Here is a 26,446-nt window from a genome sequence, read left to right on the forward strand (position 1 = left end):
CATCAACCGTGCGAAAAGCTTTACGATTACTTACGCTACTTCCTGTTCTATTCTTTTATATATCCTGTAAAGAGCGTCATGAAGAGGTAAAAAAGCGGCCCAACGTACTTTTTATTCTGGCAGATGATTTAGGAGTTCATGATCTAAGTAGCACGGGCAGTACCTACTATGAAACTCCTAACATAGACCGGATAGCATTGGAAGGGATGGTTTTTGAACAAGGCTATGCGGCCAGTAGGGTATGCAGTCCTTCCAGGGCGAGTATAATGACCGGGAAATTTACGGCAAGACACGGTATTACGGATTGGATAGGGGCCAAATCCGGAACCGCTTGGCGAGACCATAAAAGATTCGATAAGCTTTTGCCTGCAGAATATGTACATGCATTGCCAAAGGCGGATGTCGTATTACCGGAAGCCATGAAAGCGGCGGGCTACACCACTTTTTTTGCTGGTAAATGGCACTTGGGAAACAAGGGTTCCTATCCCGAGGATCATGGATTTGACCTAAACAAAGGTGGATGGGAAAAAGGCAGTCCTATGGGAGGCTATTTTTCACCTTGGACAAATCCAAATTTAGAAAATAGGGTCGACGGTGAAAACCTCTCCATGCGATTGGCTAATGAAACTTCCGATTTTATCAAAAAACATAAGGATTCCACCTTTTTTGCCATGCTTTCCTTTTATGCCGTACATGGACCCATACAAACCACTGAGGGTAAATGGGCAAAATATCGTGAAAAGGCTATAAATACAGGTTTAGCGGACCGCGGCTATATCATGGAACGTAATCTACCGATACGTCAAGTACAGGATAACCCTGTTTATGCGGGACTTGTGGAAAGTATGGACGATGCGGTAGGCCATGTGCTAAATACATTGGAACAACTTGGACTTGACGATAATACAATCGTTATTTTCACTTCGGACAATGGAGGGGTGGCTTCTGGGGATGCGTTTTCCACCACCAATTTGCCCTTGCGCGGAGGAAAAGGATACCAATGGGAAGGTGGCATCCGAGAACCGTTTTTCATCAAAGTGCCCTGGCTGGACAATAGGGGCACCAGTACCGAGTATCCCGCATCCGGAACCGATTTTTACCCCACTATCCTGGATTTGGCCAATATCGACCCCTTACCAGGGCAACATCCGGATGGTGTAAGCCTTAAGCCCTTATTGGAAGGCGATTCCCTGCCCGAAAGAGCTCTTTTTTGGCACTATCCGCATTATGGCAACCAAGGTGGCGATCCCTCATCCATTATCCGAGAGGGCGAATGGAAGTTGATCCATTATTGGGAGGATGGAAGAAATGAACTTTATAATCTTACAAAAGACCCCGGAGAACAGGAAGATGTTCAAGCGGAAAATCCCGAAATAGCTAAGGGCCTAAATAATAAATTAAACAACTGGTTACGGGACATGAATGCAATTATCCCGCAAAAAGATCCCGAATACGACCCAAATGAGGATGCACTACGAAATACCCGAATAACCCAGGGGTTATGGCCAAAACTGGAAAAAGAACGTTTGGATTTTCTATCCGAAACGTTTGAGCCCAATGCGGATTGGTGGGGAAGTAGAACAACAAATGATTAACCATAAAGAGATTAGTAATGGATCTTAAAGACCAACTTAAAAACCTTTTTCCCGACCATACACCAGCAGAAGAAGAAAAGGCTTCTCCTCAGTCCGACATCTGGCTCCAGGACGATCCAATCATTTGTAAATATGAAAAGCGCAAAGGCAAACCCGTTACCATTTTGGAAGGCTATAATGGGGCAGAGAGCGACTTCAAAAAACTGGCCAAAGCACTGAAAACACAATTAAGTGTTGGTGGCTCCATAAAGAATGAAACGATTATCATCCAAGGGGACTATCGCGAAAAAATAATGGAAATCCTCATTGAAAAAGGGTTTAAAGTGAAACGAGTTGGTGGATAAAATAGCCATTTTTTTGTTGCGATGCCTTAACAATCAATACGTTGCGTAGTTTTCTGTTAATTTTTTTTGTTTTTTTCGATTAAATGTTACTTTTATCGGATTAAACCTAAACCACGACCCTTTATGAGTTCCCTGCTGCATATTACCAACGGAGACAGTTTCACAGAGCGGTTAAAGACGTTCGATTTCAAAGGGGACATCATCACATGGCGTGAAATGCTTTGTGAAGGAAGAACCGAGACCAACGTAGGCAGTGAATCCTTCTGGAAGACCCGCTTTGAGTTTCTTAACAAAAACTACAAGGTGTCTAAATCGTGGTTTATCGAGAAAACCCTCAAGGAATATCGATCACTTTGTAATCACAAACAACAGAATCAGATTATTTTATGGTTCGAATACGACTTGTTCTGCCAAATCAATCTATTGGCCGTTCTCAGTTGGCTGAAGACCAACCGAAAATATGCTGAAGTTTCCTTGGTATGTAGCGGTAAGGAAGATGAGTCCGAAAAACTATACGGTCTTAATGAACTCACCGATGAGCAGTTGCGAAAATTGTACGATAACAAGGTAATCCTAACCCAGGACGATATAGAATATGCCGATTATATTTGGCAATTGTATTGCAGCGACAATCCTATTCGTCTTGAGAACCTGACTGACTTTGGGGATTTTCAATTTAACTACCTTTCGGATGCCATCCAGGCGCATCTAAAACGCTTCCCTACCATAAAGAATGGTCTTAATAACGTGGAAAACCATGTTCTGAATCTTTCTTTGGAGCGCAGACCCAAATCAAAACGGGAATTGATAGGTGCCATTCTTCGAAACCAAGGGATTTATGGTTTTGGGGATTCTCAATTTGAACGTGTGGTTTCTACCTTAAAACCTTTATACACCTCCTTTAATCCGGTAAGACTTTCCAAAAAAGGCAAAGAAATATTGGAAGGGAAAACCAATTACTATTCCATGATGAGGGATAATGAAGCCTATTTGGGAGGTTCCCTAAAGTATAACTTCCTATACAATACGGATTCCAATAGGATACTTAAGCTCTAAAGTATTCATGAAATTCGAGAAGTCCGAACTTATCCTCAATCCGGACGGCAGTATTTACCATCTAAATCTTTTTCCTGAAGACATTTCAGATACCATTATTACCGTCGGTGACCCTAATCGGGTACCGGATGTTTCCCGATACTTTGATCATATTGAATTAAAAAAGGAAAAAAGAGAGTTCCACACACATACGGGCACCCTAAATGGAAAAAGACTTACCGTTATATCCACAGGGATAGGTACGGACAATATAGATATCGTTTTAAACGAGTTGGATGCCCTGGCCAATATTGATTTTGAGACCCGGGAAACCAAGAAAAATCGTATACGATTTGAAATTGTTCGTATTGGCACCTCCGGCGCCCTTCAACCCGAAATTCCACTCGATTCCTTCCTATTGAGCGAGTATGCTATTGGATTTGATGGATTGCTTTACTTCTATAAAAGCAAAGCAATCCAACATCCGGAAATTTCCGAAAAATTAATGCTGCATTTGGGGTGGGGACAAGAGCTCGTTAGGCCTTATGTGGTAAAATACGATTCAAATTTCGTAAATAAAATAGGTGTTAATCGTATACGATTAGGTGTAACCGTAACAAATTCAGGGTTTTATGGACCGCAAGGAAGACGATTGAGTTTGGAACCCAAGGATGACCGGTTCCTTTCAAAACTAGCGGCCTTCAATCATAAAAACTTACGCATAACCAATTTGGAGATGGAAACTTCAGGTATTTATGGGCTTGCCCAATTGTTAGGGCATAGTGCAATTTCCCTAAATTGTATCCTCGCGAACAGAGCCACCGGTGAATTTTCAAAAAATCCGAATATGGCAGTGGACAAGCTAATTAAATTTACCTTGGAAAGGTTAACTTCCTCTTGAATCGGCAGCTAAACATTTACCTTAACCAAAACGGACTTCGATTTTTAGTTTTTGTCCGTAAATAGGGAAAGAATTATACAAACGCCATGATGTAAATTGATTATTTTACTACGAATGTGCACCGATGGAGGATGCAAATAGGGCCACCTCCTCTTGAACATTAAAATTCCCCACGATTTTTTCATCCAATTTAAGGTTACCGGGTTATTCATTTTATGGGTTACTTTGAGGGAGCACAACAAAAACTTAGCAACCAAATAACCGTGCAACTTTTGAAAATGGATATATTAGCCAATGCTAAGCCCGAACAAACGAAGGCCATTTAAAATGTATAACCTCCTGCCGGAGGCAAGGTTTCAACTAATGATTTTTATAAATGAAGAAGATAAGGATAGTAGGTGTCCCCGAACATTTTAATCTTCCGTGGCATATGGCTATCGAGGAAGGTGCCTTTAAAGAGCGTGGCATTGATTTGCAATGGACGGATGTTCCCGAAGGTACGGGTAGAATGTGCCAAATGTTACAGGACGGCGAAACGGACCTAGCCATTATTTTGACCGAAGGTGTAGTGAAAAGTATTTCTGAGGGAAATCCGACCAAGATTGTTCAAGAATATATTTCCTCTCCGCTACTCTGGGGCATACATGTTGGTACAGAGAGTGATTTTAAAGCGATTTCCGAGCTTAAAAGTGCGACAGCGGCGATCAGTAGGTTTGGAAGCGGAAGTCATCTTATGGCCTTTGTAAATGCGCAGAAAGAAGATTGGGAGACCAACAATTTGACATTTAAGGTCATAAACAATCTAAATGGTGCTGTAGAAGCCTTGACCAAAGGATCCGCGGACTATTTTATGTGGGAGCATTTTACGACCAAGCCATTAGTGGATAACGGGACCTTTAGAAGATTAGGCGATTGCCCTACCCCATGGCCTTGTTTTGTTGTAGCCGCAACAGATGAATTTTTGGAAAACGATACCCAAATCTTAAGGCATATATTGGAAGTAATCAATGTATATACGTCGGAGTTCAAGCGAATACCCGGTATAGACAGGACCTTGGCCAATAGGTATGGTCAGCAATTGGAGGATATTCAAAAATGGCTTTCAATAACGAAGTGGAGTCAAAAACAAATTATTCATCAAGATGTTGAAAATGTGATAAATACATTATTTAATTTAAAGTTAATTAATAATCCGATAAAGGTGAGTGAAATTTTAGCCTCCCTGTAATTACGGGGATAAAGAAACAGATGCGTCCGTGCTCAATGCCTGAGCCGGAATCATTGGTACCACTGTTGTCCGGCACCCTACCAAACTATAGATTCCTTTCCCATTTGCTGCAGCAAGGCATTGGTTTTGCTAAAATGACGGTTCCCAAACCAATACCCCTTGTTGGCACTTAAGGGAGAAGGATGGCCCGAGGTAAGAATGTGGTGTTTGCCAGTATCGATAAGAGCGGCCTTCTTTTTGGCGAACCCGCCCCAGAGTAGAAAAATGAGTCCTTCCCTGTTGCCGGAAAGCTTTCGAATTACAGCATCGGTAAAGGTTTCCCAGCCTTTATTTTGATGACTCCCAGCTTGATGCGCCCGAACGGTAAGGGTAGCGTTGAGCAGAAGAACCCCTTGTTCCGCCCATGGCTCCAAATTGCCGCTTTTGGGATAGGGCTTGGCAACGTCTACCTTGATTTCCTTGAAAATGTTGACGAGCGAAGGTGGATGGGGAATCCCGTCCTTTACCGAAAAACAAAGCCCATTAGCCTGATTGGGGCCATGATATGGGTCCTGTCCGATTACCACCACCTTGGTCTCCCAAAAGGCGCTATGGTCAAAGGCGGCAAAAATATCCTTCCCTTTGGGATAACACGTATGATTTTGATATTCCTTCTTTACAAAATTGGCCAACACCTGAAAATAAGGCTGGTTAAACTCTGTGTTGAGTTGTTCTTTCCAACTTGGGTGAATGCTTACGTTCATTGATCTATTTTGTCGATTGAAAGCAATAGTCGCTCCTCCCCTCTACAATCGAAAAGCTGCCGAAGCAAGCTGTCAAAAAGTATTCGGGGGTACGATTCAAAAATAGTCAAAAACTTTTGTAAAATCAGGATGGATATAGCTCCGAAAAGTCTATGAAATGAATTCCAAATAACCCGTTTCAAATACTATTACCGGGAAACCTGTTGTTCCAAGGCCTCGTTCTGGGCAAACCGGTATTTCAAGGTATTAAGATAACGCAGGGCGTTTCGGTCATTATAATCCGAGTAGGACTTTGAGGCCCAATCCATGGCCTCCACCAAATTCCCGTTTATCTCATTGATAATAGCCATATTGTAATGGGCCCTGCCGGCTATTTTTCGATTGGGATTGTTAATCTCCTTTTCCCAAAGCACGGCAGCTCCGTCCCAATCGCCGGTCTGCGCCCGACGCTTGGCGATTACAAAATTGTCCGTGCCACGTACGTAGTAGTCCCTCGAAATACGCGTTCGAAAAGGCAACAAGCGCAAAGCGTAGGAACTACCCATGTTCTTACTCAATTCCACCACACCTTCATTTCTATTGGCAATCGCCTCCACCGCCTTTATGGGATTTACACCTTTCCCAACAGCCGTTAAGCCCTCATTGAAAACAAATTGATCAACAATGCGTTTTTCCGCAGGATAGTATATACGCCATCCGTTTTTCACTAAAGTCTGTAGGCGTACTTCATGCGCCGGAATGGATACATTGACCCCCAAACTATTGGGCAATTGCATGGTGCTCATGGCATAAGAAACCTTGGTATCCGTATCATAAAAGGCCAAGGAGAAAATGGCGTCTACCTGATGTGTTTCGCACAGGGATTCAATCTCTCCCCAGGAGAGTGTCGCTGGAAACACACCCAATCCCTTACCGACGTCGGCATCCAACAGAATTTTTACGTGTTCGAAGGAATCGTGACGCTCCAGCTCGTCCCTAAGGGCAGTTACCGCCGCTTCAGCTCCCTTTTTATCCAACTCAAGCCCTTCGGCAGACAGTATTTTGTCTATCTTATCCAAGGTTTGATTCCCCTCGGAAGGCACGCTTCTATTGATTATGCCAATATTGACGACTTGATTAGGCAGATGCACCGGAGCGGGCTCCAAAGCCCCCATAGTCAGTCGGTTGGTTGAGCTACAGGATGAAACCAGCAAGATTAGGCCAAAGTAGATGGCGAGTAGGTTAAGATTTTTCATTGGGACGAAATGGTTTATGCCCACCCACAATGTTGGGGAGGCATTAGGTTTGTACTAAAACTTCAAAATACCCTAAAATATTGCCCTTACCCACGGTTTTCCAAGTGACTGGCAATCCGTACCTTTGCCATCGGTCAAAAAAACCAAGATGGACAAAACCTTGAAAAAAGTAATTCAAGATCTTGAATTACCTACGGTATTACAGCAAGTATCGGCCCGTTGCACAACGGAATTGGGCAAGGAAAAGGCATTGTCCATTGGGCCCATGTACGAACATAAAACCATTGTGGATGCTTTGGGGCAGACTTCGGAATACGTATCTTCCTTAATAAGCGATAACCGTATTCCCAATCATGGTTTTGATTCCATTAACGGAGATTTAAAACTACTTTATATAGAGAACACAACGCTTGAAATCGGTGGCTTTCGGAGAATGGGTTCCATATGCAGTACGGTGGGTGACCAAAAAAAATTCTTGGCCAAATTCAAGGAATATTACCCATTATTATTTGCGAAATCGCAGAAAATTGAGCCCAATACGGAGATTCCCGCTGCTATTGATGCCGTCATTGATCGCTTCGGAGAGGTCAAGGATAGGGCTTCCGAAGCACTTTTTCGAATACGTCGCGAAATACTTCAGGTAAAAGGAAAAATAAGTCAAAGTTTTGCATCGGCCCTAAATGCGTATCAAGGGTCGGATTACCTCGATGAAATCCGGGAGTCCGTTGTTGAGAACCGTCGGGTACTTGCCGTAAAGGCCATGTACCGAAGAAAAGTAAAGGGTACCGTAATGGGCACCTCCAAAACGGGAAGCATCGTATACATAGAACCCGAAGCAGCATTGCGGTACAGTCGGGAACTCAACAATTTGGAATTTGATGAAAAGGAAGAGGTACAACGGATTCTAAACGAATTAACGAATGTTATCCGCCCCTTTGCCTCATTACTGGCTGAGTACCAAGAATTTTTGGCCTTTATGGATGTTACCGCGGCAAAGGCCAAATACGCCTCCGAAATCAACGCACTGATGCCCGAGATTAATGAAGACCGGCGCCTATTCTTGCGTGACGCCTATCATCCCCTACTCTATTTGGCGAATAAACGAAAAGGTGAAAAGACCTGGCCGCAGACCATTGAGTTGCATCAAGAAAACCGTATCATCGTGATATCCGGACCCAATGCCGGGGGGAAAAGCATAACTTTAAAAACCATTGGATTACTTCAGATTATGCTTCAAAGCGGGCTATTGATTCCAGTACATGAGCGTAGTTCTGTCTGTCTTTTTAATCAGGTCTTAACAGATATTGGGGATAACCAATCCATTGAAAATCATTTAAGTACGTACAGTTACCGGCTCAAAAACATGAATAGATTCCTTCGGAATTGCGATGGGAATACATTATTTCTAATCGATGAGTTCGGCACAGGGAGCGATCCCGAATTGGGCGGTGCCCTAGCAGAGGCCTTTCTAGAAGTTTTTTATGAACGGGAAGCCTATGGGGTAATTACGACGCACTATGCAAATTTAAAGGCGTTGGCCAATGAACTGCCCCATACCACCAATGCCAACATGCTTTTTGATGGGAGGACCTTGGAGCCCACCTTCCAATTGGTACTTGGGGAAGCCGGCAGTTCTTTCACCTTTGAGGTGGCACAGAAAAACGGTATTCCGTACAGCCTCATCAATAGGGCAAAGAAGAAGATAGAGCGCGGCAAAGTACGTTTTGATGCAACGATAGCCAAGTTGCAAAAAGAACGCAGCAAAATGGCCAAAACGGGCTCTAGATTACAAGAAGAGGAATCCAAGGCAAGGCAGGAGGCAGCTCGATTGGAAAAATTGAACGCAAAAATCAAATCCAAGCTGGAAAACTATCAAGAACTCTATGATCATGACCAGCGGATGATCCAACTGGGCAATAAGGTCAATAGAGCTGCCGATCGTTATTTCCGTGACAAGAAAAAAAGGCCCTTGGTATCGGAATTGCTGCAAATAGTAGAAACCGAGAACAGCAAGCGCAAAAAGAAATCCGCTCAGGAAGCCAAAGCGGAACGTACCAAGAAGGCTCAAGTGGCCCAAGAAGTTCAAAAGGAGGTTCAAGTCATCCGGGCGAAAAAGAAAGTAGAACGAAAAAAGGCGGCTCAACGGGAAAAAAACAAGCCAAGACCCGTTTTCAAAGTTGGGGACCGCGTGCGGATGCAGGATGGGAAAGCTGTGGGAAGCATCGATAAACTGGAAAAGAACAAGGCTGTGGTCAACTATGGTGTTTTTACCACGAATGTAAGCGTGGACCAGTTGGAATTGGTCCCGGGCAAAAAATAATGCCTTTGCCATAATTCGTAATCACCCGGAGTAGAACAACCAAAGATGCTTGAAAAAACAGCCGATACCCAAGTTGTTGAATCCACAACTTTAGATACCGACTGTTAACTAATGTAATAGCTAATGGAGTATTTTAGTTGGCTTCTACAGAAATGGTTTTGCAAAAGCCAATGAAATCACGTTCCGAACAGAAAACCCTAAAATCTTCCTCGTTTCTGATGTAGCCTAGGTCAAATTCCCCCATTCTGTCCCATTGCAACAATGCATTTTGAAGATCAAACTGAACTAGGACATCATAAGCACCCTCCGGGGGGCTTCCGCTTACACGCTTATCATTGTTCACTACAAAATATCCTGTTTGCAACTCATTATTACTGCCCCTCAACTTGTAAATGAAACGGAAACGGGAATCATAATTGGACTCATTTTCGACAACAATATTCTTATGTTGAAATCTGAAGGGCTCACATTTTTCCACCGTATAATCCGTGGTATAGCCCATTTTCGCCAAAGTATTGTCTTTTAAGTACCTAATGGTGTAGGCAATAGGAACTCCCGGGTTATTTCTGCTATACACGGCGTTTCCACCGGTTATGACACTGTTCAAGGCGCCAAATCCCGTGTTGATATCGGCCAAACTGATTGCCTCGGAAGCGGCTTCGGCATTCCCACCAATAGTAACTACGGTGACACTGGAATTCCTAAGTACTTCATCATACTTGGATTCCAAGGAACCAGCAGCGCGATAGCCTCCAGCATATTCCAATACGGCATCGAGTTCAATCGAAGTGTCCTCCTCCGTGGTCTGCATACGGACCATAATGACCCTTCCGTAGGAAACGGAACTTACATAGGCAGGAGGTGTATCGGAATCAAAGGCGGCCTCTGCCTGCTCTTTGGTGACGTCTGGAGCAAATACACTTGCCGCCGAACTTGGCGTATCCATGGTAACCGTATAAAATACCTGTTTGAAAACAATAGCGGCGGTGCGTTCCGTACTGCTACTCTCATATTCAAATTGTGATGCCAAGGAACCACTGGCCCATTCCACATTCAACCCAACATCCAGACTAAACTGCTTTGAAGAGTAGGATGTAGTAGCCTGGTAGGAAGAGTTTGCAGCATTTACATACCCTTCCTGATAAGCATTGGCGTTCCACCATTCCAAGGCATTGTCAATATTGGATTGTACAGAGGAATTCGTTGGATCTTCCACTACTATGGTCCCTTGCTCCCCAATACCCGGAAGATCGAGGCTCAGCGTTACGGCGGACCTGCCCAAGGTCAAAGGGTCCGGAGCACCATCCAACATACCATCGTTTCCAATAACAAGGGCACCAGGAAAGATTACCCCGTTTGTAGGCCTCAAAATGGCCACATCATCAAAATTGGATTCCAGGCTATAGTCCGATATCCTACATTCGGTTACCCAACCTAAGGTCGGACCTTGATTGTCGTTCCTGCTGCCCGTTTCCTCCCGGTCCGGCACCAAGGATCCGGTATTCTGCACATTCAATAGTGCATCTGGATCATAGGTAAGATTTGTAATTAACGAGTTTATGTCCTCCAGGTTATTTTCGTTTTCCTCGCCTCCGGGATTTTCACCACCATTGTTTTCACCTCCACCTTCCGCTGGTGGTGGATCTACGGGACTCTCATCCTTGCTACAGGAGGTTATCGCGCTTACAGAAATGGCCAATACTAAAATGGACATCATTTTGATTTTTGGGATAATTGTTTTCATAATTTTTGGTTTTAAAGGATTCAACAGCTCGAAACTAGCTTCAAATCGGCCCTATACCTAATTTTGCCCATGGACAAAGTATGGACAGCACTATTAGATTTTAGGATTAGAAGCTATGGACACACTCCTTGACAAAAAACAATGATTAGAATTTAAGTATTTGAAAATCAATTATTTATGTTCTATTTGGATATTGTGGACTATCAAAAAAGCATGGACATTGCATGGACTACTTGATTGAGTATTGAAAATGGTCTATCCTACAAAACGATTTAATGGGTATCTTGGCAAAACCAATTGAGCTCTAATGAAAAACCGGATTATTCTTTTTTCATTTATCCTTTTATTTCCAATTTGTGCATATTCCCAGCACAAAAATCAGGAAAGGATCGATAGCTTGTTTTTGGAGTATAAAAGTTTGGGAGATGGGGTTCAAAAAATTGAAAAGCTAGAGGAGCTCTACTACGAAGTAGTCTATACTAACCCATTAAAGGGATTGGATTTCGCAAAAAAAGGATTAAAACTTTCCAAAAGACTGAAAAATTGGGATGGGATCGGCATTGCCTATTATCATATTGGAGCCTATCATAAACTAGTCTTTCAAGCAGATTCTGCAAGATATTACTATAATAGAGCTCTTAAAATATGGAAGGAACACCCGAACGAGCAATTCGAGGCAATCACCCTAGGCTCAATAGCAGCTTTGGAATATGAGCAAGGTAATATCGATAATGCCATTGCCTTGCAGTCCGATGTAAACAAAATTTTTAAGGAAAAAGAGTTGTGGTTGAAATTCGCTGTAGGACTAGGGTGTTTGGGAGATTTTCATCATAGCAAAGGTAACTATATGTCCGCTTACAAATACACCATTGAAGGGCTTCGATATCTTGATACCATATCCGAGGAACCTTGGCGTGATGCCGATTCTAGGAAGCAACTAGGAATAATTGAATTTTCCAGGGGTAATTTTCACCGATCCCTTGAGCATTTAAATGATGCTTTAAAGCGCTACAAGGGTACCAATGATAGCATTTACATGGGACACACTTATATAGATATTGGAAATGCCACACATAGTCTAAAGGAATATGATTCCGCCACGTACTACTATAATAGGGGGCTGAAAATTGGTGCCAAAACCCAGGTCCTGGATATACAAGCAAATGCGTTAATGGGTTTGGGTAAAGCGCATACTTCCAAGGGCGACTATGAGACGGCGATTGACTATTTGTTAAGGGCTCTTGAGATAGATAAAACAAACAACACGTCCAATAATTTAGCACTCAACCTAACGGAAATAGGTAATGTCTACAGACTTTTGGGTAAAAGAAAAGTTGCTTTGAATTATCTAAATCAAAGTCTAAAATTAGCGGATTCCATCGAAGCTTCCGATTTAAGGAAAGAGATTTTACATCATAGGGCCGTGTTATATCAAGATATTGGAGAATATACCAATGCCCTAACCGATTTCCGTTACTATCAAAGTCTAAAGGACAGTATTTTCAATACAACCAAGTCTCAGCAAATTGAAGAACTTAAAACTATTTACGAAACCGAAAAAAAGGAAGCGGCCATTGCTTTGCAGCAAGAAGAAATCAAGACCTTGAACGAAAAGGCCAAGGTGGATAAATTGACCAAGGGTATGTACGCCGGGGGCATGTTTACCTTTATCAGCATTTCCGGGTTGTTGTTTTTTGGATTTCGGCAACGTATAAGAAAGAATCGCATAGCACGAGAAAAGCAAGAGACCATTTATAAGCAGGAGATTGCCCACAAAAAGAAGGAACTTACCAGCCAGACCCTGCATTTGGTGCAAAAGAACACCTTTATCCACGAGTTGATGGAAAACCTTGAAAACATCAAGAACTCCCCCGAAAAGTTCAAGATGGAGTTCCGCCGCATCATCATGCTGCTCAAGAAGGAAAATGCCTCGGACAAGGACTGGGAGGTCTTTAAGACCTATTTTGCCGAGGTACATAATGATTTTGATCAGAAGCTGAAAACATTGTTTTCGGATATTTCCGAAAAGGAAATCCGATTGGCCGCCTTTTTGCGGATGAACCTGACCACCAAGGAAATTGCTGCCACTTTAAACGTATTGCCGGACAGCATCCTTAAATCCAAATACCGGTTGAAGAAGAAATTGGGGCTTCCCAAGGAAACTGACTTGAACCATTTTTTAAATGGGCTATGAAAATTCCGGAACGGGTTATAAAGGCAAATAAAAACAACGCAAAGCGAATGGTTTTACATGGCCAATATTCAAATACGATGAACACATCGATTTCTGCGTTGGGACTTGATGTGGGCAGAATTTTGTTTTGCCCGTCTGTCTCGCTTTTTAGCGCGGGAAAAAATATCGGCCTAAAACAGCTGATTGTACTTTTTCATTTCTTTTTAAGCATTGGGGCCTTCTCTCAATATGGGATTGGCCAAAAGGAAATAGATAGTCTAAAAACAATCCTGGAAAATGTACAATCCTTGGAAGTTAAGAACAATCTGTACAATCAACTTTGGGAGGCGACCATAGACGACAATATACAAGATGCAAAACTTTATGCGGAAAGCCTCGTTGCCAACGGAGAACTAATGAAAAATGATACGGTTATTGGGAGAGGGTATAATCGTCTGGCCATTGTCTATTCCTATCTAAACGACTATAACCGTTCCATAATCTATTATAAAAAGGCGCTATCCATATTTCAAGATTGGACCGAGCAAATAGACGCTGGACAGGTCTACGTAAATATCGGGTTGGATTATGATGAGCAAGATTTGGTGGATAGTAGTTTTGTGTATTATGACAAAGCCCTCAAAAGTTTTAAAAAGGAAAAAGATAGTTTTCACATTGGTTCTACCCTTAGATCTTTATCCAATGCCTATTCTAAAATGGGTTACTATAAGTTGGGGCTCCAAAAGGCCCTGGAGGCCACGAAAATTCTAGAAACGCAACGGGATACCTTTGAACTAAATCTATCTTATTTGGAAATTTCGCGCATTTATGAGGAGTTGGCCGATACCCTAAACGCCGAAAAATATCTAATGAAGTCCATCGATTACTTTAATTCAAAAAATAGAAGGCGCTGGAAAAGCTCTGCGGTTCTTAGGCTTGCCAAACTATATGTCAACAATGGCGAAAAGCATTTAGAGGCTATAAAACTTTTTGAGGAAGGCCTTGGTCTTTCGGAAGAACTTGATTTTTATATCAATATTCAGCTCGGCAATTTTTATTATGCGATGCTTCAAAAAGAATTGGGAAAATATGATGAATCCCGAAGGATGTTATTAAAATCATTGCAAATTGCCGAAGAAAAAAACTTAAAAAATGGAATTGCAAATTGCCTTTTGGAGTTAGGACAAATCTATTTGAAAGAACAAAAATTAGACAGTGCCAACATCCTTACCACTAGAGGGTTGGAAATTGCAACTAAAGCAGCTCTTTTAAAAGAACAAAGTAAGGCCCATCTTGCCTTAAGTGGAATTGCAGCGAAAATGGATAAGACCCAGCTATCCCTGGACTATTACAGGGCATATAGTCGGCTTCGCGATAGTATCTTCGATATATCAAAGTCGAAACAAATAGAAGAACTGAAAATTATCTACGAAACCGAAAAGAAAGAAGTTGCACTGGCCCTTCAGGAAGAAGAAATTAAAACCTTGAATGAAAAGGCCAAGGTGGATAAACTGACCAAGGGCATGTATGCCGGGGGCATGTTCACCTTCATCTCGGTTTCGGGATTGCTGTTTTTTGGGTTTCGACAGCGTATAAAAAAGAATCGCATAGCACGGGAAAAACAAGAAGCTATCTACAAGCAAGAAATTGCCCATAAAAAGAAAGAGCTCGCCAGCCAAACCCTGCATTTGGTGCAAAAGAACACCTTCATAAAGGAGTTGATGGATAACTTGAAAAACATTAAGAACTCACCTGAAAAGTTCAAAATGGAGTTCCGGCGCATCGTAATGCTACTGAAAAAGGAAAATGCCTCCGATAAGGATTGGGAGATTTTCAAAACCTATTTTTCACAAGTGCATAATGACTTTGACCAAAAACTTAGGGCTCTTTCTTCGGAAATCTCAGAAAAAGAGATAAGGCTGGCTGCCTTTATACGCATGAACCTGACCACTAAAGAGATTGCTGCAACCCTAAATGTACTCCCCGATAGTATCTTAAAATCGAAGTACCGCCTAAAAAAGAAATTAGGTCTTGACAGGGAAACAGATTTGAACAATTTTTTAAGTACGTTGTGAAGCCAAAGCAATTTTCGACCAAAATAGCCATTTCGGGGGAGATATTGCCAAATGGAACGTTCCTTATATAAAGCCTTTTATTCCTAATTAACTACCTCTTGACCCCCTGCTGCCATGCGATCCACCATTTGATTCAAATTGTGTTTCGAGGTTATGAAGGTTTTCGGTTTCAGCTATATCTTCTGTTGTACAGGAAGCAAATGAGGTAGTTACAAATACAATGAGTAAAATGTACAATAAATGGCTGGCTTTGTGTGTTGTCATGTTATGATTTTTATTTTGTAATAAAATTATTAAAAAAAATTATAAAAAAAAGCTTTAAGCATCAATTCTTAAATACCTTATAAAATTGAGGTCAACAAATTTTCCCTATCGTATCTTTGTAAGGTGGAAAAGGATAAGAAAGTTATTCTCTTTGATGGGGTTTGCAATCTTTGCAATAACTCTGTTCAATTCATTATAAAACGGGATAAAAAAGATGTGTTTCGCTATGCCGCCCTACAAAGTGAAATAGGTCAAAAATTAGTTTCGGAACGAAATATTGACACATCAAAGGTAGATTCCATTATTCTTATAGAGCCTGGGGTCGCCTTTTACACCAAATCCGATGCGGCTCTAGAAATAGGACGGTCTTTTGGAGGAGCCTGGACCATGTTATCCGTATTTTATTTGATTCCCAGTTCGTTACGTAATATCGTATACGATTTTGTAGCCAAAAATAGATACCGTTGGTTTGGTAGAAAGGACGCTTGTATGATACCTACCCCCGATTTAAAGGCGAAATTTTTGGGTTGAACACCGTTGTGGTTCTCGATACCATATTATTTCTCATTGTTAATTCGAAATAAAATCACTCGAACTGACATCGCATGAATTTGATTTAATGATTTTCGTCACTTCGAGTGGATTTTACAAGCGAAGTGAAGTAAAATTTGTATCGAGAAGCGTTTAAAATTTCTTTTTGGCCAAATTCGGCAATTGTTCATAGTTACCATCTATTAAAGCCCGCTTTTTGGCCCTTGACCACTTTTTGATTTGTTTTTCCACGTCAATTGCCATATTTGGATCAGTGAACTCACAATAAAAAACCAACTTAATCGGCCTTCTTGAAAACGTATAGCTATCCAGATATTTGCCACTTGCATGGGACTCTACTCTTTTTGACAGGCTAGAAGTTATACCGGTGTAGAAAGTCTTGTCCGAACACTCAAGAATATAGACATAAAAAATCTTCATTTCCCTAAAGTAAAATTGGATAGAAACTACTTAGTTTTTCAATTTCCATGTTGGGCTTTGGTTGCAACTGCAACCAAAGTTCGTTCAAAATGATATGCTTGCCTTTGATTCTCTAATTGGAAGTCAATCCTAAAAAAAGTGGCGATAACTACTTCAAATTATTCAGGATAAAATCGAGCGTTTTGTTTTTGTTCAGATTTTGTCCGTAGGCCAAGTTTGTATGGGTAATCTTCTTGGCCAGCCCCAAATCAAAAAGATGCTCAATGTCTTTTTCGCGTTCCAAGGTTACCTTCCCGGCAAGTAATACGTCCATGGACTTTTGCTTGCTGTAACGCTTGTATATTTTTCGAAGTCCGCTTAGATACAGGTGGTCTTTGGTAAAGCCCCCTCCCCTATGTGCCCTAAGTGTAATGGTAAAAGCGGCGTGACGATTGAGCTTATATTGATTATGGATCATGTCAAAAGTATCCGCAAAGCTATACCCTTTGATCAAACTATCCGAAGCCAAGACACGATAGGCCAATTCCTTTAAACGCTTCAACGTCAAAGCCCCGCTCATATATTCGCTAAAAACCGCCAATCCTTCTTGGGTTTCCTCATTTTTTGGGAAACCATTGGAGAATATTTTTAAGGGCTGAACCAAACCGTTAAATGTCGTGACCAGATGAACTCCGATTTCATGGTTGGCCAAAGTCTGAAGTTCGTTCTTACTGAACTTCACATTTTTTTTTATCAATAAGGTCCTGGAAATATTGCTGACCATGGCCTCGGCAGCGATATGGGTAGAAAATTTAATGTTTAGGGGGAAGTCGTACCGCTTTACAAAATCTTGAAAATAGGCTTTGGCTTCATAACAATCAAACCGTTTCTCCATATCATCGGAAATAGGTTCGTCATCAAAATGTAATATGAATTTGGCATTTTGCACGTCCCGCTCCGTAGGCGTTCCATAAACTTGGAGGGAATTGTAATAAAATGATTCTCCCTCTCCTATGGTCTCAATGCATTCCACCATATTGGAATAGAAATAGATGGTATCCCTATACAGCTTTCTAACTTGGGGGTCGGAAATCTGTTCCAAACGCTGTGAAAAAAAGAGCCGATGTAGTTTATAAGGGTCAAACCTTAACTTAGGATATCTAAATTTGGGTTCGCATGCATATTTTGAAGTAAAAAACCGTTGCTTTTCCTTTTCTATATTTAAGGGATTTACATGGCCTAGCAACTCTATTTTCTTTACCAATCCATCCAAACGATCATCAATTTCGAATAAACCGGCATATTCCTGCTCAATTTCGGTACGTTCCGCTTCCTCTATCATAACTTTTCTTCCAAGAATTCCGTGACCTGCAAAGGTATCAATTCTTTTAATTGCTCCTCCACAGAATGCACTACTTCCGGGTAATGAATTCCGGTAAGCTCATCACAGTAAACCTTGGCAATTTCCGTAGCAAGGACCAAGGAATGATCAAAATTAGCGGTAATGTATTTTAAAAAATGACCATTTCCCTGAAAGGTATCGTTGATTTTTGAGGAAGATGATATCCCGTTTGGCAAATCGATATTTCCCAGTTTTTGGCTCCATGAAGATGCCGTCTCCCCAAATCGTTTCGTATTGATATTGATGGTTCCCAAGTTCCATGTGGGTACATCCCTCTCCCATCGTTTCCAATTATAGCTGTGCATATCAAAAACTAGGGCCCTGCCATGTTTTGATTCTATTTTCCGGATCAGGGCATGTACAACCCGGTAAAAATTGGTATGCTTCTCCAAACTATGTCTTCTTTCAGAATCCGGCAAGGGGCTTTTCCATAATTGTTTTCCCCAGGCAGTATCGAAAACAGCGGTTTCCGGAGGTCGGTTCAAATCATACTCAAAACGGCTATCGCACCCGGCAATTACTATGGGGTGCGATTGCACCATTTCCTTAGTACAAGGGTCTTCCTCGTACCAACGTTCATACTCTGTGTGCAAACAGTTTTCCCAGAGTGATTTCCGAAATTGATGTCCATCATGAACGGCTCCACAAACGTACGGAGCGTAATCCTCTATTTTAAGGGTAAAGGAGTAATCTTCGGAAACTGCCTCAAAAGGGGTTTCCGAATGAATCAATGCAATTATATTTTCTATGGAAAGTCTACGCATTTTCAACCTCGTCCCGTAGTCTGGAACGTCTTTGGAAAGCCTTGAGCTTGTCCATAACCTTACTTTCCACAAAATCGATGACCTTGGACTGAATCTTTGTTTTATACACCTTGTTCATATAGGTAACCCCACCTGGGGACATCACATTGACCTCTACCAACTTACCGCCAATGACATCTATTCCCACAAAATACAAACCGTCCTTTACTAATTTTGGACCTATTTGCTTGCAAAGTGCCTTTTCTTGTTTGGTCAAGGAATGTTTTGCGACGGAGCCACCCGCCGAGACGTTAGAGCGATGATCATCGGAACCGGGTACGCGTTTCATGGCTCCAATAGGTTCGCCATTCAACAGAAGAATACGCACATCACCTTGATCAGCACCTTCAATATATTCTTGAAGTATTACATAGTTAGATGTTCCATCCGAGTTAGTTACGTAAAAATCCAAAAGCGATTTAATATTACTCATTGCAGACTTTTCGATAAGAATTACTCCTGATCCGCCAAAACCGTTCAATGGTTTTAAAATCATCTTCTCCGATTTGGATTCCTTAATCTGGCGCAAGAGGTAATTTTTATTTTTGGACACATGTGTCGCTGGGATGATATTACTATGGGAATCTCCAAAAGCTGCCGTATACAATTTATTATTGGCCTCACGAAGTCCCTGTAACGAATTCACTATGAATACATCGTCCTTGACCGAATCCAAGAAATTGAGCATGATGGGGTCCAAAGGCGGATTGGCCCGCATAAAAATGACATCAAACCCTGCCAAGGGCAGCATCTCTTCTCGAATGTCCGCCTGTTTATAAAAGGATTTTAGACTACCGGATACCTTCTCCATTCGATTGATTACCGTACAAAACGCATTGGTAACACTGTTACGTATGGTGAGGTTGGCCGGACTACACAGCGCCACCCCATGATTTCGCTTTACACATTCATGAATCAACGCTAGGCTTGTATCGTTTTCAGGATCAATTTCCTCCCAGGGATACATTAAAAAACAAATGTTCATCTTTCTTGATGTTTAGCTATTTTGAAATTACCTCTTCCAAATGGTCGTCCCATTCCTTTGGATGGGGCTCACCCAATTTACCAACGGACTTTGCCACGACCATCGATACAGTAGCATCACCCGTAACATTTACGATCGTACGGCACATATCCAAGGGTCTATCTACCGCGAAAATCAAGGCTAGGGCTATAGGATACAAATTCGGGGGGAAGCCAATGGATTCCAATACAATGACCAACATCACCATACCTGCCCCTGGTACCGCCGCAGAACCAATGGAAGCCAAAAGTGCCGTAAGAACAATGATAATCTGATTGCTGAAAACCAAGCCTTCCGGCCATAAGACCTGCATAGCAAAAACTGCCGCTACACCCTGGTACAGACTAGTGCCATCCATATTGATCGTAGCTCCTACCGGAAGTACAAAACTAGAAACCTCCTTATCCACTCCAATATGTTCCTCTACCCTTTCCATGGTTACCGGAAGGGTTGCAGCACTAGAACTAGTGGAAAAAGCCAATAACTGTGCTGGGCTGATTTCCTTTAAGAACCAAAAAGGGTTTTTTTGGGTGTAGGTTGAAACAAGAATGGCATAAAAGACAATCATCAAAAATAACCCAAGTACCACAACACCTGCGTATTTTAGAAGTGCCACCAACAAATCCGAATCCCCGGAGGACGCCACTACATTGGCCAACAGGGCGAAAACGGCATAGGGGGCGGTCAACATAATCAGATCCACCATTTTTAAAACTACCTCGTTCAGGGCGTCAAACAATTGCTTCAGGGGCCTAGCTCTTTCTTCACCGATCAACAACATTGAAATGCCCATAAAAATGGTAAAAAATATCACCTGTAGCATCAATGCATTTTCGCTCATCGCCTTGACCGCATTATCGGGAACCATATCTTCCAAGAATTGAAGCGGGCCACTTTCTTTTTGTTTCAGGGCTTCGTCCAATTTTGAGGTAACACCGCTGTCCGAGGCATAGGTTTCCGAAAGTTTGGCAACCGTATCCTCCGAAATGCCATTCCCGGGTTGCAATACGTTCACCAGTAAAAGACCGATGGTTATGGCCACTACGGTAGTAAAAACATAAATACCAATAGTCCTAAGTCCTATTCTTTTAAACTTGGAAATATCCTTAAGGTCCGATATTCCTTTTATCAGGGAAGCCAGAATCAAAGGAATCGCAATAAGTTTTAGCAACTTAACGAAAATAGTGCCCCACGGTTTGATCCAATCGGAAACAAATTCACGTCCCCAATCCGGATAGGTCATGACAAAGCCAAAGACCAACCCTAAAACCATACCTATTAGGATTTTCCAATGCAATTCCATTTTCCGCATACCTGATGAATTTGGGAAGTAAGATACTATTTTGGAAGGAGAACCCCTAGAAAGCGGATTACAATTTTATAGTACGATTGATAAGTGAATAATCGGCCAGGACCAAAGCCGCCATGGCCTCAACAATGGGTACCGCCCTAGGCACAACACATGGGTCATGACGCCCTTTTCCCTTGGTTTTTACCATGTTGCCTTCCTTGTCTATGGTCTCGTAACCTTGGATTACCGTGGCGACAGGTTTAAAAGCCACCTTGAAATAAATGTCCATTCCATTGCTAATTCCTCCTTGTACGCCGCCACTATGATTGGTCTTTGTAGAACCGTCCGAATTGAATTGATCATTGTGTTGGCTTCCTTTCATTTTTACCCCAGCAAAACCACTTCCGTATTCAAAACCTTTTACCGCATTGATGGATAACATGGCTTTTCCCAGCTCGGCATGGAGCTTATCAAAAACAGGCTCTCCCAGACCTATGGGAACATTCTGGATAACACAGGTAATAATTCCGCCTATGGTATCCCCTTCTTTTCGAATTTCCTTAATATACTCCTCCATCCTTTGTGCCGTATCCGGATCGGGACAGCGTACCGGGTTGGATTCAATAAGCGAAAAGTCCAGTTCGGTATACGCCTTATCCAATGTCAATGCGCCTACTTGAGACACAAAGGCGTTGATACGTACATCCTTTAAAAATTGTTTGGCAATGGCACCGGCCACTACCCTACTGGCCGTTTCCCGTGCAGAACTCCGTCCTCCGCCCCTATAATCACGAAAGCCATATTTTTGGTCGTATACATAGTCCGCGTGGGAAGGCCTATACGAATCTTTGATATGCGAATAATCCTTGGATTTCTGATTGGTATTGTAAATAGCAAAACCAATAGGTGTCCCCGTAGTCTTTCCCTCAAAAATTCCGGATAGGAAATCTACCTTGTCCGGTTCTTTTCTTTGTGTAACAATGGCGGATTGCCCGGGTCGCCGCCGATCCAGTTCCTTTTGCACAGCTTCAAGATCCAATTCCAATCCCGCAGGACATCCGTCCAACACTCCTCCTATGGCAACTCCATGGGATTCTCCAAAAGTGGTAAGCTTAAAACTATTTCCAAAGGTATTCCCGGCCATTTCTTAGGGTTAATGGATATATGACGTTAAGTATACACATATCAATTTTCGACAAAGGCCAAAGGTAAATCTTAAATCAGAGATACAAAAATCCATCTTCAGCTTAATGTTCGCTTAACAATTTGATTACGGAGATGATGTAAACTTAACATTATACCAATCAATTATTGATCTCAATTTCATTTTCAAGTTATACCTATAGGTTTATTTTGTAAGAAATTATCTTACGTTGCCGGAAAATGTGATGACAAATTGTACCCCACCCAAAAAAGATTATACTAACGTATTCTCAATGCCGATGTATTAGATGAAGAAACGAAAAATTGACTTGGTGGTTATTTCTGATGTGCATTTAGGAACTTATGGATGTCATGCCGACGAACTCATAGCCTATTTAAATAGTATTCATCCAAACAAACTGGTCCTCAACGGGGACATAATCGATACCTGGCAATTTAGCAAAAACTATTTCCCTCCGTCACATATGAAAGTCCTCCGTAAAATTATTGGAATGGCTTCTAAAGGAACCGAGGTGTTCTATATTACCGGGAATCATGATGAGGTTTTGAGGAAATTTAGTGATACTTCTATGGGCAATCTTCATATTTCGGATAAACTGGTTCTAAACCTGGATGGAAAAAAAGCTTGGTTTTTTCATGGAGACGTGTTCGATGTCTCCAAACAAAATGCAAAATGGTTGGCCAAACTAGGTGGATACGGCTATGGCATACTCATTTTAATAAATCGATTCGTCAACTGGTGCCTTACAAATATTGGGCGGGAACGCTATTCATTGTCCGAAAAAATAAAGAATAAGGTTAAGGGCACCACTAAATACGTTCGGGAATTTGAGCAAACAGGCGTGGACATCGCGATTGAAAATCATTACGATTATGTAATCTGCGGACATATCCATCAACCTAAAAAGGAAATCCATATTACAAAAAAAGGGAAATGCACCTATCTGAATTCCGGGGATTGGGTGGAAAACCTTACTGCTTTGGAATATTCATTTAAACGCTGGAAAATTTACAAATACAACCAAGACAAGCTCTCGCCATTTTTTGCCGACGAGGAATTGAAGGAAATGGACATGCATGAACTCATTGCCTCAATCACGGCAAAAAAAGAAGAGGAAGAAAAAAGTAAGGGAAAAAAGGGAGAGAAATCCTTAGATGAGGGCCTCCTTTAATATGGAAACCGGATGCTTGGCCTTTCTTCCGGTACCATCATGAATCTGATGCCTGCAACTGGTACCGTTCGCGGCAATTATAACATCATCGTTCGATTTTCTGATAGCCGGGAACAACTTTAACTCCCCAACCTGCATACTAACTTGATAGTGTTCCTTTTCATATCCAAAAGACCCCGCCATACCACAACAACCGGAAGGAATTATGGAGACCTTATAGTTTTCAACCAAGTTTAGGATATCGAATGTAACTTTTTGGTTGCTCAATGCTTTCTGATGGCAATGGCAATGTATTTTTACCGTATGTTGCTCTTTAGTGAAATTCTCCTTGCCAATCGCCCCTTTTTCAATTTCTTTGGAAAGGAACTCCTCGAATAAAAAAACATGTGATGCTATGACCTTAGTCGTCTCCGTATCGGAAGAAAAGCGCTTTAGTTCATCCCGAAAGGTTAAAATGGCAGAAGGCTCCAAACCCACAACTGGAATTCCGGCATCTGCAAATGTTTTAAGGCTACCCATGTTTTCCAAGGCCAATTTTTTGGCTTGCTTTAAAAAGCCCTTGGAAATGTAGGTACGCCCACTCTCCGCGTAAAATAATTGTACATCGTAACCCAAACGGGTCAATACCTCAATAGCATCCTTGCCCAAGTCGGTATCCAGATAGCGTGTAAACTCGTCAATGTACAAGACAACTTTATCCCTATTTGTTTTAAATTGATTTTTAATATTTTGTAGATACTTATTGAAATTAAAGCTTGAAACTTTAGGAAGTCGTCTTTCCTTTGCCACACCGGCCGATTTTTTTAATAGTCCACTTAACAAAGAAGAGCCATATAACGCATTCGTCAATCCGGATACCTTACTTCCTAATCTATTCAATTGGGTATTGTGGGCAAAAAGTTTGGCCCGTAAGGGATAGCCATTGGTTTCCTGATATTGATATAGGAATTCAGCTTTAAGCGCGGCGATATCCACATTGCTCGGACATTCACTTGAGCAGGCCTTGCAGCTCAGGCAAAGGTCAAAGACCTCTTTCAATTCCTTTTGGTCAAACTTATTGGTTTTGTCGGACGTAGTGAGAAATTCCCGCAAGGCATTCGCCCTGCCCCTAGTTGTATCTTTTTCGTTCCTTGTGGCGTGATAACTAGGGCACATACCGCCCTTCATATGCTCGGATTTCCTGCAATCCCCACTTCCATTGCATTTTTCAGCAGCCCTAAGAATACCTTCACTATCGGAAAAGTCCAGCAACGTTTCGATCTCAGGTTCCTCCCTATCAATTTCATAGCGTAGGGATTCATCCATGGGATAGGCATCTACTATTTTTCCAGGATTAAATATGTTATTTGGGTCAAAATAGGTCTTTATTCGTCTTAAAAGTTCATAATTGTCCTCTCCTATCATCAGGGGAATAAATTCAGCGCGCACAATACCATCCCCGTGCTCTCCGCTAAACGATCCCTTATATTTTTTGGTAAGCCTGGCCACATCGGTCGTTATCTTTCTGAACAAACCAACATCCCCGGATTTTTTAAGATCAAGAATGGGTCGCAAATGCAGTTCCCCAGCACCGGCATGGGCATAGTATACCGCATCTTGGCCGTAATCTTTCATGATTTGGGTAAACTCCCCTATAAAATCCGATAAATCCTCCAGGGCAACGGCAGTATCCTCTATACAGGCTACTGCTTTACGATCTCCCACCATATTTCCTAAAAGTCCCAGACCTGCCTTGCGCAATTCCAAGGCTTTATTTATTTCACTTCCCTCCAGAACGGGGGAAGCATAACTTCGGGCCGATTTTTGTATTGTGCTTTGCAGTGCCTTTAGCTGTTCTGCCAAATCATCTTTAGTATCGGCCTTTATTTCCAACATCAACAAAGCGGCCGGGTCTCCAGACACAAAAAATCTGTTTTTTAGCTGCTCCCTATTGTTTTTGGTACAATCCAGAATCACCTTATCCATCATTTCGCAGGTATGCAGATTGTGGCGCATTACCGGAGCAACATCCATAAGGCAGTCCTCCAAAGTTTGATAGTGGGTGACTACCATCGCCGCTAGTTTGGGAGGCAGTTCTTCCAATTGCAAGGTAATTTCTGTGGTAAAGGCAAGTGTCCCTTCACTGCCGCTAAGCAGTTTACAAAAATTGAAAGGCTCTTCGGATTCTCCGAAAATAGCATTCTTTAAAAGTTCGTCTACCGCATATCCCGTATTTCTGCGATGGATGGAGGGTTTGGGAAAGTCGGCAATGATCTGCTCTTGAGTTGAACGATCGGACAATTCCTTATAAATCCCTTTGTACAGTTCTCCTTCCAAGGTGTCTAATTCCAATTTTTCCCGGAATTCGTTAAGGTCCATTGATGAAAACTCCGCCATGCTGCCATCGGACAGAACGGCTTGTAGACTAACTACATTGTCCCGGGTTACCCCGTATTGAATGGAGGTAGTACCGGAAGAATTATTACCTACCATACCGCCTATCATACATCTGTTTGATGTTGAGGTATTGGGCCCGAAGAATAGGCCGTGGGGTTCCAGATATTGGTTAAGTCCGTCCCTTACCACACCGGGCTGTACCCTTACTTGTTTTTTTTCCAAATCCAAATGGACAATCTGGGTGAAGTGTTTGGAGACATCAACTACAATACCATCCCCAACGCACTGTCCCGCCAAAGAGGTGCCCGCTGTTCTAGGAATAAGCCCAACGCCGTTTGTGTTGGCAAAACGAACAAGTTCTTTAATATCCTCTACATTCTTGGGAAAAGCCACCGCCCGTGGTGTTTTGCGATAAACGGAAGCGTCCGTCGCATAAAGTGTTTTGGTAAGTTCGTCGGTATGTAATTCACCACTCAACTCCCTCCCCAATTCTTTTAGCAAATTTTTAATCAAGCTGAAACAATTTTAGGGGCTAATTTAAGTTTTTATTGTTTGAGCCGAACATTGAAAACTCTTTTATTTAATTGAAATTAAAACACAAAACTT

The 26,446-nt window shown here is 42.0% G+C and carries 21 protein-coding genes; 10 read left to right on the forward strand and 11 right to left on the reverse strand.

The window, feature by feature from the left end:
* The first annotated feature begins 8 nt into the window (after window positions 1-8).
* The 5 genes from D7Z94_RS09855 (at window position 9) to D7Z94_RS09875 (ending at window position 5,103) form a co-directional block, all read left to right on the forward strand.
* Window positions 9-1,595 carry a sulfatase gene (locus D7Z94_RS09855; RefSeq protein ID WP_245967175.1) on the forward strand — a complete coding sequence of 529 codons (1,587 nt, stop codon included), beginning with the start codon at window positions 9-11 and terminating at the stop codon, window positions 1,593-1,595.
* A gap of 17 nt (window positions 1,596-1,612) precedes the next feature.
* The gene (locus D7Z94_RS09860; RefSeq protein WP_120711392.1) at window positions 1,613-1,939 is read left to right on the forward strand and encodes a translation initiation factor; all 327 of its coding nucleotides are present in this window, start codon (window positions 1,613-1,615) and stop codon (window positions 1,937-1,939) included.
* 123 nt (window positions 1,940-2,062) lie between these two features.
* The gene (locus tag D7Z94_RS09865; RefSeq protein WP_120711393.1) at window positions 2,063-2,995 is read left to right on the forward strand and encodes a DUF1835 domain-containing protein; all 933 of its coding nucleotides are present in this window, start codon (window positions 2,063-2,065) and stop codon (window positions 2,993-2,995) included.
* A 7-nt stretch (window positions 2,996-3,002) separates the two neighbouring features.
* Window positions 3,003-3,875 (forward strand): nucleoside phosphorylase, encoded by an 873-nt coding sequence (locus D7Z94_RS09870; RefSeq protein WP_120711394.1) that lies wholly within the window; start codon window positions 3,003-3,005, stop codon window positions 3,873-3,875.
* A gap of 376 nt (window positions 3,876-4,251) precedes the next feature.
* On the forward strand, window positions 4,252-5,103 hold the full coding sequence (locus tag D7Z94_RS09875) for a substrate-binding domain-containing protein (RefSeq protein ID WP_120711395.1): 852 nt from the start codon (window positions 4,252-4,254) through the stop codon (window positions 5,101-5,103).
* Between the two features lie 77 nt (window positions 5,104-5,180).
* Here D7Z94_RS09875 and D7Z94_RS09880 read toward each other — a convergent pair whose 3' ends face one another.
* Together D7Z94_RS09880 and D7Z94_RS09885 are read right to left on the reverse strand one after the other, a co-directional pair.
* Window positions 5,181-5,846, reverse strand: coding sequence for a uracil-DNA glycosylase (locus D7Z94_RS09880; protein WP_120711396.1), 666 nt, complete (start codon window positions 5,844-5,846; stop codon window positions 5,181-5,183).
* Window positions 5,847-6,034: 188 nt separating this feature from the next.
* Complete coding sequence (locus D7Z94_RS09885; protein WP_120711397.1) at window positions 6,035-7,081, reverse strand: DUF6340 family protein; 1,047 nt, start codon at window positions 7,079-7,081, stop codon at window positions 6,035-6,037.
* Between the two features lie 148 nt (window positions 7,082-7,229).
* Here D7Z94_RS09885 and D7Z94_RS09890 point away from each other — a divergent pair, with 148 nt between their 5' ends.
* Window positions 7,230-9,401: an endonuclease MutS2 gene (locus D7Z94_RS09890; RefSeq protein ID WP_120711398.1), complete on the forward strand. Its 2,172-nt coding sequence runs from the start codon at window positions 7,230-7,232 to the stop codon at window positions 9,399-9,401.
* 133 nt (window positions 9,402-9,534) lie between these two features.
* Here the strand turns inward: D7Z94_RS09890 and D7Z94_RS09895 are convergent, their stop codons facing one another.
* On the reverse strand, window positions 9,535-11,145 hold the full coding sequence (locus D7Z94_RS09895; protein WP_120711399.1) for a thiol-activated cytolysin family protein: 1,611 nt from the start codon (window positions 11,143-11,145) through the stop codon (window positions 9,535-9,537).
* Window positions 11,146-11,452: 307 nt separating this feature from the next.
* Here D7Z94_RS09895 and D7Z94_RS09900 point away from each other — a divergent pair, with 307 nt between their 5' ends.
* Both D7Z94_RS09900 and D7Z94_RS09905 read left to right on the forward strand, forming a co-directional pair.
* Entirely contained in the window at window positions 11,453-13,339 is a 1,887-nt protein-coding gene (locus D7Z94_RS09900; protein WP_120711400.1) for a tetratricopeptide repeat protein, read from the forward strand.
* A gap of 77 nt (window positions 13,340-13,416) precedes the next feature.
* Entirely contained in the window at window positions 13,417-15,393 is a 1,977-nt protein-coding gene (locus D7Z94_RS09905) for a tetratricopeptide repeat protein (RefSeq protein ID WP_158594618.1), read from the forward strand.
* An 87-nt stretch (window positions 15,394-15,480) separates the two neighbouring features.
* On the opposite strand, the gene D7Z94_RS25635 is transcribed toward D7Z94_RS09905, so the two are convergent.
* Window positions 15,481-15,657 carry a hypothetical protein gene (locus D7Z94_RS25635; protein ID WP_158594619.1) on the reverse strand — a complete coding sequence of 59 codons (177 nt, stop codon included), beginning with the start codon at window positions 15,655-15,657 and terminating at the stop codon, window positions 15,481-15,483.
* A gap of 123 nt (window positions 15,658-15,780) precedes the next feature.
* Between D7Z94_RS25635 and D7Z94_RS09910 the strand changes: the two genes are divergently transcribed.
* Window positions 15,781-16,188: a thiol-disulfide oxidoreductase DCC family protein gene (locus tag D7Z94_RS09910; protein ID WP_120711402.1), complete on the forward strand. Its 408-nt coding sequence runs from the start codon at window positions 15,781-15,783 to the stop codon at window positions 16,186-16,188.
* 153 nt (window positions 16,189-16,341) lie between these two features.
* On the opposite strand, the gene D7Z94_RS09915 is transcribed toward D7Z94_RS09910, so the two are convergent.
* From D7Z94_RS09915 to aroC, 6 genes are all read right to left on the reverse strand, one after another.
* Window positions 16,342-16,629, reverse strand: coding sequence for a GIY-YIG nuclease family protein (locus D7Z94_RS09915; RefSeq protein ID WP_120711403.1), 288 nt, complete (start codon window positions 16,627-16,629; stop codon window positions 16,342-16,344).
* A gap of 148 nt (window positions 16,630-16,777) precedes the next feature.
* Window positions 16,778-17,950: a flavohemoglobin expression-modulating QEGLA motif protein gene (locus D7Z94_RS09920; protein WP_120711404.1), complete on the reverse strand. Its 1,173-nt coding sequence runs from the start codon at window positions 17,948-17,950 to the stop codon at window positions 16,778-16,780.
* Window positions 17,947-18,774, reverse strand: coding sequence for an N-formylglutamate amidohydrolase (locus tag D7Z94_RS09925; RefSeq protein WP_120711405.1), 828 nt, complete (start codon window positions 18,772-18,774; stop codon window positions 17,947-17,949). Before D7Z94_RS09925 ends, D7Z94_RS09920 begins: the two co-directional genes overlap by 4 nt.
* Window positions 18,767-19,798 carry a glutathione synthase gene (gene gshB / locus D7Z94_RS09930; RefSeq protein WP_120711406.1) on the reverse strand — a complete coding sequence of 344 codons (1,032 nt, stop codon included), beginning with the start codon at window positions 19,796-19,798 and terminating at the stop codon, window positions 18,767-18,769. Before gshB ends, D7Z94_RS09925 begins: the two co-directional genes overlap by 8 nt.
* Window positions 19,799-19,814: 16 nt before the next feature.
* A complete protein-coding gene (locus D7Z94_RS09935; protein ID WP_120711407.1) occupies window positions 19,815-21,149 on the reverse strand; it encodes a dicarboxylate/amino acid:cation symporter in 1,335 nt (444 codons plus the stop codon).
* Window positions 21,150-21,207: 58 nt separating this feature from the next.
* Window positions 21,208-22,272 (reverse strand): chorismate synthase, encoded by a 1,065-nt coding sequence (gene aroC, locus D7Z94_RS09940; protein WP_120711408.1) that lies wholly within the window; start codon window positions 22,270-22,272, stop codon window positions 21,208-21,210.
* A gap of 307 nt (window positions 22,273-22,579) precedes the next feature.
* Between aroC and D7Z94_RS09945 the strand changes: the two genes are divergently transcribed.
* Window positions 22,580-23,464: a UDP-2,3-diacylglucosamine diphosphatase gene (locus D7Z94_RS09945; RefSeq protein ID WP_120711409.1), complete on the forward strand. Its 885-nt coding sequence runs from the start codon at window positions 22,580-22,582 to the stop codon at window positions 23,462-23,464.
* On the opposite strand, the gene D7Z94_RS09950 is transcribed toward D7Z94_RS09945, so the two are convergent.
* Window positions 23,444-26,353 carry an FAD-binding and (Fe-S)-binding domain-containing protein gene (locus D7Z94_RS09950; protein WP_120711410.1) on the reverse strand — a complete coding sequence of 970 codons (2,910 nt, stop codon included), beginning with the start codon at window positions 26,351-26,353 and terminating at the stop codon, window positions 23,444-23,446. The two genes, D7Z94_RS09945 and D7Z94_RS09950, sit on opposite strands and share 21 nt — an antisense overlap.
* Window positions 26,354-26,446: the final 93 nt, after the last annotated feature.

The sequence above is a fragment of the Ulvibacterium marinum genome, from assembly GCF_003626755.1.
In the GTDB taxonomy this organism is placed as follows: Bacteria; Bacteroidota; Bacteroidia; order Flavobacteriales; family Flavobacteriaceae; genus Ulvibacterium; species Ulvibacterium marinum.